The organism is Kitasatospora sp. NPDC033851 (assembly GCF_055576085.1).
Map to the genome: position 1 here is coordinate 747728 of NZ_JBVIRL010000002.1, position 14467 is coordinate 762194.

Genomic DNA, 14467 nt, shown 5'->3' on the forward strand with positions numbered 1-14467 from the left:
TCAGGGCGCGGTCGGGGTGGCGGACTGGGTGGCCTGGTCCTGGAGCGTGAGTCTCAGGTTCTCACCCCAGGCGATGTTGACCTCCAGGGTCACGGGCTGTCCGTTGTTGACGGTCTCGTACTTGAGGCCGACCCCGAAGAGCGGTCCGGCCGGAGTCAGCAACGGGAAGTCGGAGTCTCCGTGTTGCCCGTCGAGACCTACCCGGTCGCCCCTTGCCAGGCCGTCGAGGACCTTCTGACGGAACTCGGTGATCCCGTCGGACTTCAAGCCGAACTGCCGGGCGATGTCCATGGCCCTCTTGTACGCCTCGTCCAGCGAGAGGTCGGAGTCCCAACAGACGAGCTCGTCGATGTTCTCCGCGTCATCGTGGGTAGCTGCCACGATGAGGCTCATCGTGGCAGCGTGGAAGCGCTGACCGCCAGGCAGGTCGATGTCCACCGGGCCCAGGTTCTCGAAGTCGTGGCCGCTGTGCGGATTGAGTTTGACCCCGAGATCGGCACCCCGGTGCGAGTTCCGGAGGTCCCAGTGGACGGCACGCGTCCTCCCGCCCACCAAGTAGCACCCGGCCGCCAGCAGAACCAGGCAGAGCAGCACCGCCAGGATCCGGATCCGCCACGCCCCCGTCACGGCACGATCTCGTACTCGTCGGCCCGGTCGAGCAACGGAGTGTCGATGAGCGTCTTCGCCTGCACCGGATTCGCCAGCAGCTGCTGGTACTTGGGCAGCATGTCCTTGCGGATCCAGTCCATCCGGTCGTTCGTGTCGGTCACGTACCGGGCGCCGGTCGCGGCGGGGCCGGTCCAGGTCCCGAGCGGCTTGAGCACCGACTCCTCGATGTGCTGCCACGCTTGGTCGAACGCCTTGGCGACAGCCTGCCAGTCCTTGCCGGTCTCCGTCACCGACTCCAGTTTCACGTCGCGCAGGCGCGTGAAATCCACCACGGGAGCCCCCCTCCCCCTGTTGTGCTACTGGAGCGCCCCGGCGTTCCCGTTGTCGGTCTTGCCGTAGTTGTCGGCCGCTTGGCGGAGCGACTCCTCGTCCGTGCCGAGCGCGCTGCGGATCTTCTCCACGCCCTGGGTCCACGCGGTCACCACGGCGGCCAGCTGCCCTGCCACCTGCCAGCCGCCCAAGGCTGTCTCGGCAGCCCCCGAGGCGGTTCCAGCGGTCTGGACCGGTGTGGCCAGACCGGCGGCGATGGACGAAGCGTTGGCCGCCGAGGACCTCAACTGCTCCGGCGAGACCTCGAATCCGGCTCCCGACATCGGATCGACCCCCCAATGCTCGATGCGATGTCCCGACCCTAACGGGACCGGGCGGTTCGCCGCCGGACTTTCTCGAACATGGACGCGATCAGTCGGCACGCCCCTGGCGCGATTCTCCGTACTATGTATAGTGTACTGCGTACGGGGTAATCGTACGGATGCCTCAGAAGTCGACGAGAGGGTTCCCGCCTTGCAGATCACCGCCACCACCGTCGCCCTGACCGTCGAGGACGTCACCGCCTCCGCCGCGTTCCTCCGGGAGCACTTCGGCTACGGCGAGGAGATGTCGGCCGACGGCTTCGTCTCGCTCAATCACCCGGGCGGCGGGGTCAACGTCGTCTACCTGCGGCGCGGCCTGGAGGTCCTGCCGGAGGACCAGCGCCACCGGGTCGCGGACGGCGTGATCCTGGCGTTCGTCGTCGAGGACATCGCCGCCGAGGAGCGGCGGCTGCGCGAGGAGGGGGTCGCGATCACCCTGCCGCTGCGTGAGGAGCCGTGGGGCGAGAAGCTGTTCCAGGTCGCCGACCCGAACGGGGTCGTGATCGAACTGGTCGAGTGGGCCAAGCAGTAACCGCGAAACCAAGCAGTAACCGGGAACAACGGGCGCCCCTCGTCCCGGCCGGGACGAGGGGCGCCGACGCGTACCGGGGACGGTCAGTCCACCGTCCAGGTGTCGTTGCCCGCCAGCAGCGCGGCCAGGTCGCCCGGGCCGCGGTGGGCGGCGGCGGTGGCCAGCTGGCTCGCCATCAACTCGTCGTAGACGGGCCGCTCGACGCTGCGCAGCACACCGATCGGCGTGTGGTGCAGGGTGTCCGCGTCGGCGATCCGGGAGAGCGCGAAGGCGGTGGCCGGGCCGGCCGCGTGCGCGTCGTGGACCAGCACGTCCGTCTCGTTCGCCGCCGTGACCGGCGCGGTGAACAGTTCGCCGTCCGGGCCCCGGAACACGCCGTTGGCGCCCTCTGCGCCGAAGCGGATCGGCTGCCCGTGCTCCAGCCGGATCAGCGCCTCGTCCCGGGTGCCGGGCTCCTTCAGCACCTCGAAGGCGCCGTCGTTGAAGATGTTGCAGTTCTGGTAGATCTCGACCAGCGCCGTGCCCTCGTGCTCGGCCGCCGCCCGCAGCACCGACTGCAGGTGCCGGCGGTCGGAGTCGATGGTGCGCGCGACGAAGGTGGCCTCGGCGCCGAGCGCCAGCGACAGCGGGTTGAACGGTGCGTCCAGCGAGCCCATCGGCGTGGACTTGGTGATCTTGCCGAGTTCGCTGGTCGGCGAGTACTGGCCCTTGGTGAGGCCGTAGATCCGGTTGTTGAACAGCAGGATCTTCAGATTGACGTTCCGCCGCAGGGCGTGGATCAGGTGGTTGCCGCCGATCGACAGCGCGTCACCGTCACCCGTCACCACCCACACGCTGAGGTCCTGGCGCGCGGTGGCCAGCCCGGTCGCGATGGCCGGCGCCCGCCCGTGGATCGAGTGCACCCCGTAAGTGTTCATGTAGTACGGGAAACGCGAGGAGCAGCCGATGCCCGAGACGAAGACCGTGTTCTCCCGTCTGATGCCGAGCTCCGGCATGAAGGCCTGCACCGCCGCCAGGATCGCGTAGTCCCCGCAGCCGGGGCACCAGCGCACCTCCTGGTCGGTCTTGAAGTCCCGTGCGCTCTGCGGCGCTTCGTCCTTGGGCACCAGCCGCAGGGACGGGAAGCCTCGCTCGCTCCGCTCGCTCATCGGTGGTCCTCCTCGTCCAGGGTGCCGATCGCGGCCCACAGCACGTCCGCCAACTGGGCCGCCTTGAAGGGCAGTCCGCGCACCTGGTTGTAGGACTCGGCGTCCACCAGGTACTTCGCCCGCAGCAGCAGGGCGAGCTGCCCGAGGTTCATCTCGGGCACGATGACCTTCTCGTAACTCCTCAGCACCGCGCCCAGGTTGGCCGGGAAGGGGTTGAGGTTGCGCAGGTGCGCCTGGGCGACCTCGCCGCCGTCCGCTCGCACCCGGCGCACCGCCGCGGTGATCGGCCCGTACGTCGAGCCCCAGCCGAGGACCAGCACCCGGGCGTCGCCGGTCGGGTCGTCCACCTCGACCGGCTTGACGGTGATGCCGTCGACCTTGGCCTGCCGGGTGCGGACCATGAAGTCGTGGTTGGCCGGGTCGTAGGAGATGTTCCCGGTGCCGTCCTGCTTCTCGATGCCGCCGATCCGGTGCTCCAGGCCGGGCGTGCCGGGCTGGGCCCAGGGCCGGGCCAGCGTCCGCGGGTCCCGCAGGTACGGCCAGAAGGCGCCGTCCTCGCGGTTCGGGCCGGTCGCGAACTGCGGGTCGATCTCGGGCAGTTCGTCGACGTCGGGGATCCGCCAGGGCTCCGAGCCGTTGGCCAGGTAGCCGTCGGACAGCAGGAAGACCGGGGTGCGGTAGGTGACCGCGATCCGGGCCGCCTCCAGCGCCGCGTCGAAGCACTCCGCGGGCGTGGCCGGGGCCACGATCGGCACCGGCGCCTCGCCGTTGCGGCCGAACATGGCCTGCAGCAGGTCCGCCTGCTCGGTCTTGGTCGGCAGACCGGTGGACGGGCCGCCGCGCTGGATGTCCACGACCAGCAGCGGCAGTTCGAGCGAGACCGCCAGGCCGATCGTCTCGCTCTTGAGCGCCACGCCGGGCCCGGAGGTGGTGGTCACGCCGAGCGCCCCGCCGAAGGCGGCGCCGAGCGCGGCACCGATCCCGGCGATCTCGTCCTCCGCCTGGAAGGTGCGCACCCCGAAGTTCTTGTGCTTGCTCAGCTCGTGCAGGATGTCCGAGGCCGGGGTGATCGGGTACGAGCCCAGGTACAGCGGCAGGCCCGAGCGCTGTCCGGCGGCGATCAGCCCGTAGGACAGGGCGAGGTTGCCGGAGATGTTGCGGTAGCGCCCGGCCGGGAGCTTGGCCGGCGACACCTCGTAGGAGACCGCGAAGGTCTCGGTGGTCTCGCCGAAGTTCCAGCCGGCCCGGAAGGCGTGGATGTTCGCCTCGGCGATCTGCGGCTTCTTCGCGAACTTGCTGCGCAGGAACGACTCGGTGCCGTGCGTGGGCCGGTGGTACATCCAGGACAGCAGGCCCAGGGCGAACATGTTCTTCGCCCGCTCCGCGTCCTTGCGCGCCAGACCGCTGTCCTTGAGCGCCTCCACGGTCAGCGTGGTCAGCGGCACCTTGTGCAGGTGGAAGCCGTCCAGCGACCCGTCGGTGAGCGGGTCGGCCGGGTAACCGACCTTCGCCAGCGCGCGCTTGGTGAACTCGTCGGTGTTGACGATGATCTCCGCGCCGCGCGGCAGGTCCGGCAGGTTCGCCTTCAGCGCGGCCGGGTTCATCGCGACCAGCACGTTCGGGGCGTCGCCCGGGGTCAGGATGTCGTGGTCGGCGAAGTGCAGCTGGAAGGACGACACGCCCGGGAGGGTGCCGGCGGGGGCACGGATCTCGGCGGGGAAGTTCGGCAGCGTGGACAGGTCGTTGCCGAAGGACGCCGTCTCCGAGGTGAACCGGTCACCGGTGAGCTGCATGCCGTCCCCGGAGTCGCCGGCGAAACGGATGATCACCCGGTCGAGTCTGCGGATCGGCTTGGCTCGGCCGGGTGCCGGGCCGCCCGAGGCGGGTGGGCCGGCGGGCACGCTCGGACCGGGGCGCGCCTCGCCGCTCCCGGCACGGGCCTCGTCGCCGTCCGAGCCGTCCACTGCCTCTGACTGATCGACCTGACTGGTCACTGCCGCGGACCTCCTAGGGCACACCACCTGCGGGCGCGGCCCCGTGCCCCGTCCGCCTGGTGCACCTCCCGCATCCTATGCGGGTGGAGTCGGCCAAGGACGGAACTCCCGCGTGCGGCGGGAAATCACCGACCCGCGTCCGTACCGCACACGAGCAAGAACGTCCGACCGCCGGAGATCATTCCGAATCCGGCGGCCGTACCCGGCGCTCCGGCGGCAGTCGGGGCTCCCGGCTAGGAGTTGAGGTACGTCAGTACGGCCAGTACCCGGCGGTGGTCCTCCGGGCTCTGGGCCAGGCCCAACTTGAGGAAGATGTTGCTGACGTGCTTCTCGACGGCTCCGTCGGAGACCACCAGCTGCTTGGCCACCGCGGCGTTGGTGCGGCCCTCGGCCATCAGTCCGAGCACCTCGCGCTCGCGCGGCGTGAGGTTGGCCAGCACATCGCCCTTGCGGCTGCGGCTGAGCAGTTGCTGCACCACCTCGGGGTCCAGCGCGGTGCCGCCCTCGGCGACCCGGACCACGGCGTCCGCGAACTCGCGCACCTCGGCGACCCGGTCCTTCAGCAGGTAGCCGACACCCCGGGTGGATCCGGCCAGCAGCTCCGAGGCGTAACGTTCCTCCACGAACTGCGACAGCACGAGCACGTTCAGCTGCGGGTAGCGGCCGCGCAGCTCGACACAGGCGCGCAGGCCCTCGTCGGTGTGGCTCGGAGGCATCCGCACGTCGGAGACCACGACGTCGGGCAGCGCGTCGGCAGCGGCCAGGTCGTGGATGGTCTTCACCAGGGCCTCGCCGTCCCCGACACCCGCGACCACCTCCAGACCGCGATCGGTGAGCAGCCGGGTCAGTCCCTCCCGCAGCAGTACGGAGTCCTCGGCGATGACGACGCGACGCATGGCGACCTTCCGGCTGGGTGAGCTGACACAGGCCAGTCTCCCCCATCCCGGGGGCCGGTCGTGCCCGGCCCGGAAAGCCGGTCGCGCCCCTCCCGGAAGCCGGTCGTGCCCGGCCCGGAAAGCCGGTCGCGCGGCCCGGAAACCCGATCGGCCCGGCCCGCGGCTTCCGCCGAGGACCGGGCCGATGATGCCGGGAAGCCGCGTCACATGGTGCGGATGGCCACCGCGTCGCAGAGCCCTTCCAGGGCCGCCTTCGCCGGGCAGTCCGGCAGCGGGGCGAGCAGCGCCCGGGCCTCCTCGGCCCGGCGCAGCGTCTCGGCGCGGGCGCGCTCCAGCGCGGGGTGGGCCCGCATCAGGCGCAGCGCCTCGGCGTGCGGCTCGTCGTCCGAGAGGTCCTGGGTGAGCAGTTCGCGCAGCCGGGTGTCGTCCGGGTCCGCCGGGTCGGCCGGCATCTGCTGCAGCAGCAGGGTCGGCAGGGTCGGCACGCCCTCGCGCAGGTCGATGCCGGGGGTCTTGCCGGACTCGTGGCCGTCGCTGGAGATGTCGAGCACGTCGTCGGCCAGCTGGAAGGCGATGCCGATCCGCTCGCCGAACTCGCCGAGGGTGTCCACCAGCGCGGGCTCGGCGCCGGCCATCAGCGCTCCTATCCGGCAGGAGACGGCGATCAGTGAGCCGGTCTTGCCCTCCAGCACGTCCAGGTAGTGCAGCAGGGGGTCCATCTCCGGGCCGGGGCCGCGGGTCTCCAGGATCTGGCCGGTGACCAGCCGCTCGAAGGCCTCGGCCTGCATCCGCACGGCCTCCGGGCCGAGGTCGGCCAGCACCTGGGAGGCGCGGGAGAACAGGAAGTCTCCGGTGAGGATGGCGACCGAGTTGTCCCAGCGGGAGTTGGCGCTGGGGGCGCCTCGGCGCACCGGGGCCTCGTCCATGACGTCGTCGTGGTACAGCGTGGCCAGGTGGGTCAGCTCGACGACGACGGCGGCCGGCACCACGCCGGGTGCGCCCGGGTCGCCGAACTGGGCGGCCAGCAGGAGGAGCAGCGGACGGAAGCGCTTGCCGCCGGCCTCGAGGAGGTGACTGGCGGTGACGGTGATGAAGGGGACGTCGCTCTTGACGGCCTCGCCGAGCGCCGCCTCCACCGCGTCCAGGCCGACCTGGATGTCCCGGGTCAGGTCGCGGTCCTGCACGCTGAGCCCGAAGGGTTCCACGACGGTCACGAAGACCACTCCTCTGTCCCTGGTCGATCTAGCGGCCTGGTCCCTGAGTGCCGCCGCTGGCCATACAGGCAGGGTATCCGGTCGCGAGTGGATCACTGCACGGGCGTGCGGATCCTGTCAGGATCGGGCCGGATGCCCTGGTCAGGGCGGCTGTGCGGGCCGTGCGGCGGTGGGGGTGAATTCGGGTGGAAATAAAGGCGGGAGAGTCGCCGGGGCCGCTCCGGCGCCGGCGGGCGACAAAGACCCGTCCGGGCCGCGCGGGCGGGGCGCGGCCCGGACGGGCCCTGGTCGGGAGCGGTGGGCTCGGAGGGTCAGCGCACGAACAGTGAGGCCTTCGACGCGAGGTCGAGGAAGTACTGCGGCAGCAGACCGAGGCCCAGCGTGACCACGACCCCCATCCCGATCGCGGTCGCCGTGAAGGCGCTCGGGATCGCCACCGTGGGCCCGCCGGGCTGCGGGTCCGAGAAGAACATCAGCACGATGACCCGGATGTAGAAGAACGCGGCCACCGCCGAGCTCAGCACACCGACGATCACCAGCGGTGTCGCCCCGCCGCTCGCCGCGGCCTGGAAGACCGCGAACTTCCCGGTGAAGCCGGAGGTCAGCGGGATCCCGGCGAAGGCCAGCAGGAACAGCGCGAACACCGCGGCCACCAGCGGCGAGCGCCGCCCCAGCCCGGCCCAGCTGGACAGGTGGGTCGCCTCGCCCTTGGAGTCGCGCACCAGGGTGACCACCGCGAACGCGCCGAGCGTCACGAAGGAGTACGCCAGCAGGTAGAACAACACCGAGGAGATGCCCTGCTTGTTGACGGCGATCACACCGGTCAGGATGAAGCCGGCGTGCGCGATCGAGGAGTACGCCAGCAGCCGCTTCACGTCCTGCTGGGTCACCGCCAGCACCGCGCCCACCACCATGGTGAGGATGGCCACGCCCCACATCACCGGCCGCCAGTCCAGCCGCAGGCCCGGGAAGGCCACGTAGAACAGCCGCAGGAAGGCCCCGAAGGCCGCGACCTTGGTGGCCGCCGCCATGAAGCCGGTCACCGGGGTCGGCGCGCCCTGGTAGACGTCCGGGGTCCAGGAGTGGAAGGGCACCGCGGCGACCTTGAACAGCAGGCCGACCGCCAGCATCGCCAGGCCGGTCAGTACCAGCACGTCGCTCTGGGTGCTGCTCAGCTGCGCGGGGGTGGTCATCGCCTTGCCGGAGATGACGTCCCCGATGTCGCCGAGCTTCACGCTGCCGGCGTAGCCGTACAGCAGCGCGGTGCCGAACAGGAAGAACGCCGAGGCGAAGGAGCCGAGCAGGAAGTACTTGACCGCCGCCTCCTGGGAGAGCAGCCGACGGCGCCGGGCCAGGGCGCACAGCAGGTACAGCGGCAGGGAGAAGACCTCCAGCGCCACGAACATGGTCAGCAGGTCGTTCGCGGCGGGGAACAGCAGCATGCCGCCGACCGCGAACATGGTGAGCGGGAAGACCTCACTGGTGGCGAAGCCGGCCCGGACCGCCGCCCGCTCCTGCTCGCCGCCGGGGGTGGCGGCGGCCTGGGCGGCGAAGGCGTCGGCGGGCAGGCCGCCGGCCTTGGGCTCCAGCTTCCGCTCGGCGTAGGTGAGCACCGCGACCACCGAGGCCAGCAGGATCACGCCCTGGAGGAACAGTGCCGGGCCGTCCAGCGCGACCGACTCCATGGCCAGCAGGTCGATCCGGGTGAAGCCGTGGCTCTGCACGGCCAGCACCACCACGGCGACGAAGGCGCCGACCAGCCCGGCCAGGGCGAGCGTCACCTGCGTCCAGTGCCGGTACCGGCGGGGCACGAAGGCCTCCACCAGGATGCCGGCCACGGCGGCGCCGAACACCACGAGCATCGGGGAGAGTTGACCGTACTCGATGTGCGGCGCCGGGATGCTGGGGGTGTTGCCGCCGGCGGCGGCGAGCACTGCGGTGGCGTTCACTTCTGCTCACCTCCTGGGGTGGCGGCGACCGGGTGGGCCGGTGCCGGGTCGGTCTCGTGGACCTGCGAGAGCGTCGCGTTCACCGAGGGGTTGACCAGGTCGGTGAGCGGCTTGGGGTAGACGCCGAACAGGACGGTCAGCGCCACCAGCGGGGCGACCACGGCGAGTTCGCGGGCCTTGAGGTCGGGGATCGCCCGCACGCCCTCCTTCACCGGGCCGGTCATGGTGCGCTGGTACAGCAGCAGGGCGTACAGCGCGGCCAGCACGATGCCGAAGGTCGCGATGATCCCGATCACCGGGTAGCGGGTGAAGGTGCCCACCAGCACCAGGAACTCGCTGACGAACGGGGCCAGGCCGGGCAGCGACAGGGTGGCCAGGCTGCCGATCAGGAAGGTCCCGGCGAGCACCGGGGCGACCTTCTGCACACCGCCGTAGTCGGCGATCAGCCGCGAGCCGCGGCGGGAGATCAGGAAACCGGCCACCAGCATCCACGCCGCCGTGGAGAGGCCGTGGTTGACCATGTAGAGGGTCGCGCCGCTCTGACCCTGGCTGGTCAGGGCGAAGATGCCCATGATGATGAAGCCGAAGTGCGAGATCGAGGCGTAGGCGACCAGCCGCTTGATGTCCTTCTGGCCGACCGCCAGCAGCGCGCCGTAGACGATCCCGATCAGCGCGAGGACCAGGATCGCCGGAGCGAAGGTCTTCGAGGCGTGCGGGAACAGCCCGAGGCAGAAGCGCAGCATCGCGAAGGTGCCGACCTTGTCCACCACCGCGGTGATCAGCACCGCGGTGCCGGCGGTGCTCTCGCCCATCGCGTTCGGCAGCCAGGTGTGCAGCGGCCACAGCGGGGCCTTCACCGCGAAGGCGAAGAAGAAGCCCAGGAACAGCCCCTTCTCGGCGGTGCCGGACAGCTGCAGCCTCCCGTCGGCGATCGCCGAGGTGAGGGTCTGCAGGTCGAAGGTGCCGAAGCCCTGGTCCTGCGCGATCACGTACAGGCCGATCACGGCGGCCAGCATCACCAGGCCGCCGAGCAGGTTGTAGAGCAGGAACTTCACGGCCGCGTACGAGCGCTGACGCGACGAATCGGGGCCGCCGGCCCGGTCGCCGAAGCCGCCGATCAGGAAGTACATCGGGATCAGCATGGCTTCGAAGAACACGTAGAACACGAAGACGTCGGTGGCGTAGAAGGAGACGATCACCATCGCCTCCACCGCCAGGATCAGGGCGAAGAAGGCCTGGGTGCGGCGCCTGTTCTCGAAGGTGCCGTCGGGCTTGGCCGGTCCCGGGTCGGCGTCGTGCCAGGAGGCGAGCATCACCATCGGCACCAGGACCGCGGTGAGCAGGGCGAGGACGGCGCCGATGCCGTCCACGCCGAGCGAGAAGGTGATGCCGAAGGAACGGATCCAGCTGTACGACTCGGTCAGCTGGTAGCGGTCGCCGTGCGGGTCGAACCGGGTCGCCGCCACGGCGGCCAGCACCAGGGTGACGGCCGAGACGCCCAGGGCGACGGCCTTGGTGGTCTTGCGCCGGGCCTCGGTCGACCCGGCGGGCAGGGCCGCGGTCAGCACCGCCCCGGCTGCCGGGACGGCACAGGTGGCACTCAACAACACGCTCATGACGGGACCCCCCAACGAGTATCAGGACGAGTCATTACACGGACCTCATCAGGAGAGTCATGGCGACCAGCACCAGCGTGCCGCCGAACATGGAGAGCGCGTACGAGCGGACGTAGCCGTTCTGGACCCGCCGCAGCCGGCCGGACAGGCCGCCGATCGTGGCGGCCAGGCCGTTGACGAGGCCGTCCAGGCCGCGGCTGTCGAAGAAGACCAGGGTCGCGGCGAGGGCCGAGCCCGGCCGTACCAGCACGGCGTGGTTGAAGTCGTCCTGCAGCAGGTCGCGGCGGGCGGCCCGGGTGAGCGGGGAGCCGACCGGCGGCACCACCGGGACCGGCGCGCGCCCGTACATCAGGTACGCGAGGGCGACGCCGGCCAGCATGCAGGCCGTGGTCAGCAGGGTGACGGTCAGCGGGGTGAGCGGCGAGTTGCCCTCCGCGTACCCGGTGACCGGCTCCAGCCACTTCAGGAACGAGTCGTTGTAGGCGAACAGCCCGCCCGCGAAGACCGAGCCGAAGGCCAGCAGGATCATCGGGATCGTCATGGTCTTCGGCGACTCGTGCGGGTGCGGGGCGTTGCCGTCCTCGTCCGGCTGCCAGCGCTTCTCGCCGAAGAAGGTCAGCACCATCACCCGGGTCATGTAGAACGCGGTGACGGCGGCGCCGACCAGGGTGCACAGGCCGAGGATCCAGCCCTCGGTGCCGCCCTTGGCGAAGGCCGCCTCGATGATCTTGTCCTTGGAGAAGAACCCGGACAGGCCCGGGAAGCCGATGATCGCCAGGTAGCCGAGGCCGAAGGTGACGAAGGTGACCGGCATGTACTTGCGCAGGCCACCGTAGTGACGCATGTTCACCTCGTCGTTCATGCCGTGCATGACCGACCCGGCGCCGAGGAACAGCCCGGCCTTGAAGAAGCCGTGGGTCACCAGGTGCATGATCGCGAAGGCGTAGCCGATCGGGCCGAGCCCGGCCGCCAGCACCATGTAGCCGATCTGCGACATGGTCGAGCCGGCCAGCGCCTTCTTGATGTCGTCCTTGGCGCAACCGACGATCGCACCGAACAGCAGCGTGACCGCACCGACCACCACCACGGCGGTCTGGGCGTCCGGCGCCAGGTCGAAGATCGCCGAGGAGCGGGTGATCAGGTAGACGCCGGCGGTCACCATGGTGGCCGCGTGGATCAGCGCCGACACCGGGGTCGGGCCCTCCATGGCGTCGCCGAGCCAGGACTGCAGCGGCACCTGGGCCGACTTGCCGCAGGCTGCCAGCAGCAGCATCAGGCCGATCGCCGTCAGCTTGCCCTCGCTCGCCTGGTGCGCGCCGCCGACTGCGCCTTCCGAACCGAGGATCGGGCCGAAGGCGAAGGAGCCGAACTCGGCGAACATCAGCATGATCGCGATGGACAGGCCCATGTCGCCGACCCGGTTGACGATGAACGCCTTCTTGGCCGCCGTCGCCGCGCTCGGCTTGTGCTGCCAGAAGCCGATCAGCAGGTACGAGGCCAGGCCCACGCCCTCCCAACCGAAGTACAGCACCAGGTAGTTGTCGGCGACCACCAGCAGCAGCATGGCGGCCAGGAACAGGTTCAGGTACGCGAAGAAGCGGCGCCGGCGCTCGTCGTGCGCCATGTAGCCGACCGAGTAGAGGTGGATCAGCGTGCCGACGCCGGTGATCAGCAGGACGAAGGTCATCGACAACTGGTCGAGCTGGAAGGTCATGTCGGCCTGGAAGCCGTTCACCGAGATCCAGCTGAACAGGTGCTTGGTGACCGCCCGGTGCTCGGCGTCACGGCCGAGCATGTCGGAGAAGAGCGCCAGGCCGAAGCCGAACGAGAGCGCCGCGAGCGCGGTGGCCAGCCAGTGGCCGAACCGGTCCAGCGCCCGGCCGCCGAGCAGCAGCAGGGCGGCGCCGGCCAGCGGAGCCGCCACCAGCAGCGGAATGAGAGAGTTCACCGAGGGCCCTCCGCCTACAGCTTCATCAGGTTGCTGTCGTCGACCGAAGCGGAGTGCCTGGTCCGGAAGATGGAGACGATGATGGCGAGGCCGACCACGACCTCGGCCGCCGCGACCACCATCGTGAAGAACGCGATGATCTGACCGTCCAGGGTCCCGTGCATCCGGGAGAAGGTCACCAGCGCCAGGTTCGAGGCGTTCAGCATCAGCTCCACGCACATGAACAGCACGATCGCATTGCGCCGGATCAGCACCCCGGACGCGCCGATGGTGAACAACAGGGCCGACAGGTACAGATAGTTGACCGGGTTCACTCCGCGCCCTCCTGGTCCGTCCGGCCGTTCTCGCCGTTCGCCGCCTCGTGGTTGGGCACCGGCTCCAGCGACTTGCGCGGACCGGTCACCACCGGCCGCTCGGAGGACGGACGGCCCAGCCAGTCCGCCGTGCTGTTCTCCAGCTCCGCCATCCGCTGCACCATCGCCTGGCTGACGTCCCGGATCTGGCCGCGCTCGCGCAGCGTCGCCATCACCGAGTCCTCCGCGATCGTGCCGTCCGGCAGCAGACCCGGCACGTTCACCGCGTTGTGCCGCGCGTACACGCCCGGCGCCGGCAGCGGCGGCAGCTGGATGTTGTCCATGACCCGCTGCGCCGCCAACTCGCGCTGCGTCTTCGGCGCCTTCACGTGCTCGCGGTGGGTCAGCACCATCGCGCCGATCGCCGCGGTGATCAGCAGCGCGCCGGTGACCTCGAAGGCCCACACGTAGCGGGTGAAGATCAGCCGGGCCAGGCCCGGCACGTTGCCCTCGGCGTTCGCCTCGGCCAGCCCGGTGAAGTGGTCCAGCTTGGCGTTGGCGATCCCGGCGATCAGCAGCACGCCGAAGCCCAGCCCGCACAGCACCGCGGCGAACCGCTGGCCCTTCAGCTGCTCCTTGAGGGAGTCCTCGCTGGTGACGCCGACCAGCATCACCACGAACAGGAACAGCATCATGATCGCGCCGGTGTAGACCACGATCTGCACCACGCCCAGGAACACCGCGCCCTGGGCCATGTAACAGACCGCCAGCGCCATCATGGTGGCCGCCAGGCACAGCGCGCTGTGCACGGCCTTCCTCATCAGCAGCATGCCGAGCGCGCCGCCGACCGCGATCACCGCGAGCACCCAGAACTGGACGGCCTCGCCGGTGGAGGTCGTCCCCGTCGCCGCCAGGGTCCTACCGGTTTCGAGGATCAGGGACCCGTTCACTGCTGCGCCTCCTTCTCCCGGTCGGTGCGCTCCTGCTGCACCGTCCCCGGCGCGGCCGCGGTGATCTCGCCCCGGTAGTACGCGCCCTCGTCGGTGCCCGGGAAGATCGCGTGCGGGGTGTCGACCATGCCCTCGGACAGGCCCACCAGCAGCTGCTCCTTGGTGAAGATCAGGTCCCGCCGGGAGGAGTCGGCCAGCTCGTACTCGTTGGTCATGGTGAGCGCGCGGGTCGGGCAGGCCTCGATGCACAGCCCGCACAGGATGCAGCGGGCGTAGTTGATCTGGTAGACCGCGCCGTAGCGCTCGCCCGGCGAGTAGCGCTCCTCGTCCCGGTTGTCCGCGCCCTCCACGTAGATCGCGTCGGCCGGGCACGCCCACGCGCACAGCTCGCAGCCGACGCACTTCTCCAGGCCGTCCGGGTGCCGGTTCAGCTGGTGGCGGCCGTGGAAGCGCGGAGCGGTGGGCTTCTTCTGCTCCGGGTACTGCTCGGTGAGCCGCTTCTTGAACATGGCCTTGAAGGTCACGCCGAAGCCGGCGGCCGGACCGAGGATCGACGGCCGGTCGGCCCGCTCGGGCCGGTCCGTACGGTCGGACTGGTCAGACTGGTCGGACTTGTCGGACGACAT

Annotated in this window: 14 protein-coding genes; 1 reads left to right on the forward strand and 13 read right to left on the reverse strand. The window is 70.3% G+C overall.

The annotated features are described in order from the left end of the window. From ACZ51D_RS06515 to ACZ51D_RS06525, 3 genes are read right to left on the reverse strand one after another with little or no spacing between them, the layout of a single operon-like run. On the reverse strand, positions 1-627 hold the full coding sequence (locus ACZ51D_RS06515; protein ID WP_465616569.1) for a hypothetical protein: 627 nt from the start codon (positions 625-627) through the stop codon (positions 1-3). Next, a complete protein-coding gene (locus tag ACZ51D_RS06520) occupies positions 624-941 on the reverse strand; it encodes a hypothetical protein (RefSeq protein WP_465661385.1) in 318 nt (105 codons plus the stop codon). Before ACZ51D_RS06520 ends, ACZ51D_RS06515 begins: the two co-directional genes overlap by 4 nt. Positions 942-965: 24 nt before the next feature. Next, the gene (locus ACZ51D_RS06525) at positions 966-1262 is read right to left on the reverse strand and encodes a type VII secretion target (protein WP_360494465.1); all 297 of its coding nucleotides are present in this window, start codon (positions 1260-1262) and stop codon (positions 966-968) included. Between the two features lie 190 nt (positions 1263-1452). Between ACZ51D_RS06525 and ACZ51D_RS06530 the strand changes: the two genes are divergently transcribed. After that, positions 1453-1833: a VOC family protein gene (locus ACZ51D_RS06530; RefSeq protein ID WP_465616564.1), complete on the forward strand. Its 381-nt coding sequence runs from the start codon at positions 1453-1455 to the stop codon at positions 1831-1833. A gap of 83 nt (positions 1834-1916) precedes the next feature. Here the strand turns inward: ACZ51D_RS06530 and ACZ51D_RS06535 are convergent, their stop codons facing one another. The 10 genes from ACZ51D_RS06535 to nuoI all read right to left on the reverse strand — a co-directional run bounded on the left by ACZ51D_RS06535 (position 1917) and on the right by nuoI (position 14467). Next, the gene (locus ACZ51D_RS06535) at positions 1917-2981 is read right to left on the reverse strand and encodes a 2-oxoacid:ferredoxin oxidoreductase subunit beta (protein WP_465661387.1); all 1065 of its coding nucleotides are present in this window, start codon (positions 2979-2981) and stop codon (positions 1917-1919) included. After that, positions 2978-4975 (reverse strand): 2-oxoacid:acceptor oxidoreductase subunit alpha, encoded by a 1998-nt coding sequence (locus ACZ51D_RS06540; protein ID WP_465661389.1) that lies wholly within the window; start codon positions 4973-4975, stop codon positions 2978-2980. The genes ACZ51D_RS06535 and ACZ51D_RS06540 overlap by 4 nt, the downstream gene beginning before the upstream one ends. A 233-nt stretch (positions 4976-5208) precedes the next feature. Continuing rightward, positions 5209-5871, reverse strand: a complete 663-nt coding sequence (locus tag ACZ51D_RS06545; RefSeq protein ID WP_360494474.1) for a response regulator transcription factor — start codon at positions 5869-5871, stop codon at positions 5209-5211. Positions 5872-6074: 203 nt separating this feature from the next. After that, positions 6075-7085 carry a polyprenyl synthetase family protein gene (locus tag ACZ51D_RS06550; protein WP_360494477.1) on the reverse strand — a complete coding sequence of 337 codons (1011 nt, stop codon included), beginning with the start codon at positions 7083-7085 and terminating at the stop codon, positions 6075-6077. Between the two features lie 311 nt (positions 7086-7396). Further along, positions 7397-9034, reverse strand: coding sequence for an NADH-quinone oxidoreductase subunit NuoN (nuoN, locus tag ACZ51D_RS06555; protein WP_360494480.1), 1638 nt, complete (start codon positions 9032-9034; stop codon positions 7397-7399). Continuing rightward, a complete protein-coding gene (locus ACZ51D_RS06560; RefSeq protein ID WP_360494483.1) occupies positions 9031-10650 on the reverse strand; it encodes an NADH-quinone oxidoreductase subunit M in 1620 nt (539 codons plus the stop codon). The genes nuoN and ACZ51D_RS06560 overlap by 4 nt, the downstream gene beginning before the upstream one ends. Positions 10651-10684: 34 nt before the next feature. Next, on the reverse strand, positions 10685-12598 hold the full coding sequence (nuoL, locus tag ACZ51D_RS06565; RefSeq protein WP_360494486.1) for an NADH-quinone oxidoreductase subunit L: 1914 nt from the start codon (positions 12596-12598) through the stop codon (positions 10685-10687). 14 nt (positions 12599-12612) lie between these two features. Beyond that, positions 12613-12912: an NADH-quinone oxidoreductase subunit NuoK gene (gene nuoK / locus ACZ51D_RS06570; protein ID WP_030235394.1), complete on the reverse strand. Its 300-nt coding sequence runs from the start codon at positions 12910-12912 to the stop codon at positions 12613-12615. Further along, a complete protein-coding gene (locus ACZ51D_RS06575) occupies positions 12909-13841 on the reverse strand; it encodes an NADH-quinone oxidoreductase subunit J (RefSeq protein WP_465661392.1) in 933 nt (310 codons plus the stop codon). Before ACZ51D_RS06575 ends, nuoK begins: the two co-directional genes overlap by 4 nt. After that, a complete protein-coding gene (gene nuoI / locus ACZ51D_RS06580) occupies positions 13838-14467 on the reverse strand; it encodes an NADH-quinone oxidoreductase subunit NuoI (RefSeq protein WP_360494492.1) in 630 nt (209 codons plus the stop codon). The genes ACZ51D_RS06575 and nuoI overlap by 4 nt, the downstream gene beginning before the upstream one ends.